We start from the raw sequence: 2,027 nt of genomic DNA on the forward strand, positions 1-2,027 counted from the left end.
GAGGAAGTCGCGGTTCGTCACCCACGAGTCCGGCTCGTCGCGAGCGGACGGGGCCTCGTTGAGGTCGCGGAACGCGGTCGCCAACGAGGCGCTCCCGTCGCTGGCGACCCGGATCCGGCGGTCGATCTCCCCGGCGACGAGCGCGCCCTTCACGTAGTCGGCGTTGGCGCTCCACGTACCGGGTTCCGCGAGGACGGACGACGCGAACGGCTCGCGTTCGCCGGCAGAGAGCGTCCGTTCGAACTCGTCGAAGTCGGTCGCTCCCCGTTCGAGTGCGAACAGCGCGGCGTAGTACGTCGCGGTCGCTTCGGTGAACCACTCGACGGTCGAGTCAGCGACGTACGACTGCCGGGTGTGGACGTACTCGTGAGTCCAGACGTCGTCGGCGGTGCCCGCCGGTTCGGCGTCACGGACCCAGAGGTCGGCGTCACCGATCTGGAGCCCGCGAACCGCCCAAGAGACGTCGCCGGTCGGCGCGGCCACGGCGAACACCTCCTCGTCGAGCGCCCCCACCCGAAGCGCGGCGGCCGCGCCCTCGTACGCCTGGAACACCTCGTCGGGCGAGGGTTCGAGCGTCGCCGCCTCCGGGACGATCAGGCGGTAGCGCTGGTCCGCGGTCTCGTGGACGTGTTCTTCGTGTGCACCGAGGAATACAACGGCCCGCGAGGCGGCCCCTTCCCCCGCCACGGCGTTCTCCCGGGCGAGCGTAACGCGGCTGCCGCCGCCGGTGAACGTCCACCCCACGGCCGTCCGTGGCGGCCTGACGATCGCCCACTCACCCGTGTCGACGAACCGATACGATCCCTCCCCTGCGAGCGGTCCGTCGGCGTCGTCGGTCACGTTCGCGTCCATCGCGTACGTAAGCGAGGGACGCTCGGTCTCCCCGTCCCACACCCACTCCGCGTCGCCGTCGGTCGTCTCGCGGTCGAACCCGTCCGCCTCGATCGGCTCATCGTTCCCGCTCAACAGCTCGATCCGGAGCTCGGTCACGCGGTCGGGGATCCGCGCCTCGGTCGTCACGCCGACGCTCCCCGCTTCGTCGGTCGTGGACAGCTCGTGCCGTATCAGGATCGTGTCGTCGTCGACGGACGCCGTCCCCGTCGCGGGATCGACCGCGGGTCCGTGGCCCGTCCCGTCGAGAACGGCACGCTCGCTGACCGTCGTATCGGACACCCCGCCGAGTGCCCCGGGTGTCCCGCCGAGCGGCCCGCCCACCCCCGCCACGCTCGTCACCGCAGCGACCGCCAGAAGGGCGACGAGCACGACGGCGACCGCCGCGAACAGCTCGCGTCCACCGACGGGATCGTCGATCCGGGTCATAAATAACGGCCGTGCTCACTAGGCTTACGTGTGTCTATCAACTCCGTGAAACTAAGTGGGCGGAGCGCTGTCGGCAACTCCCAGGTGTCCGTCCTGTGTCGATGGCGGACGGGTTTCGAAGTCGGACAGGTGTCGAGGTCGGTCGCGCGACCCGAGTCGCCGTTCGTAGGGGGGGGAGGGAGCGTGTGACGTGTCCCTCCAGAATATCGTGTGGCACAGAGGCACATAGGTATTCGGTGCTTACCATCGCGATTCGGGCCCGAACGCGTTCAGATAGCGTACACACGGGTCGTCCAGAAGTCACGGAACGCGTCGTCGAGGGCGGCTTCGGGGCGTCCGGTCGCATCGGTCACGTCGGTGTGATCGGCGAGGTCGCGTACGTCCCCGAGGACGCTCCGTTCGCCGACGACGATCGTTCGGTCGACGTCGTCGAGGTCGTCGAGCACCTCACGGGCGCGTTTCACGTGGTCGTCGATCTGTCCCTCACGTCGTCGCTCGAATCGCCCCTGGGAGAACCCGCCTTTGGAGTGTGCCTCCTTCACGTCCGAGTCGAACCCCTCGAACGAGACGCGCTCGTCGCCCTCGTACACCCCGAGCGCGAACGTGTCCGACCGGACGAGCGCGAACGCGAACCGGCCGGTCGGTCGGAACCACGCCCGCTCCAGACGCGGGGACGCCGCCCACCGGTCGAACGGCTCCGGCTCGAC

Annotated in this window: 1 protein-coding gene and 1 pseudogene; both read right to left on the reverse strand. The window is 69.4% G+C overall.

Annotation, left to right across the window (positions count from 1 at the left end; all coding sequences use genetic code 11):
* Positions 1-1,320, reverse strand: a pseudogene (locus ACFQEU_RS15055) (hypothetical protein); the annotation flags it as partial.
* A gap of 269 nt (positions 1,321-1,589) precedes the next feature.
* Positions 1,590-2,027, reverse strand: a 438-nt coding sequence (locus ACFQEU_RS15060; protein ID WP_379783476.1) for a Vms1/Ankzf1 family peptidyl-tRNA hydrolase, incomplete at its 5' end; no start/stop codon positions are given.

The sequence above is a fragment of the Halorubrum tibetense genome (genome assembly GCF_042661865.1).
GTDB lineage: Archaea > Halobacteriota > Halobacteria > Halobacteriales > Haloferacaceae > Halorubrum > Halorubrum tibetense.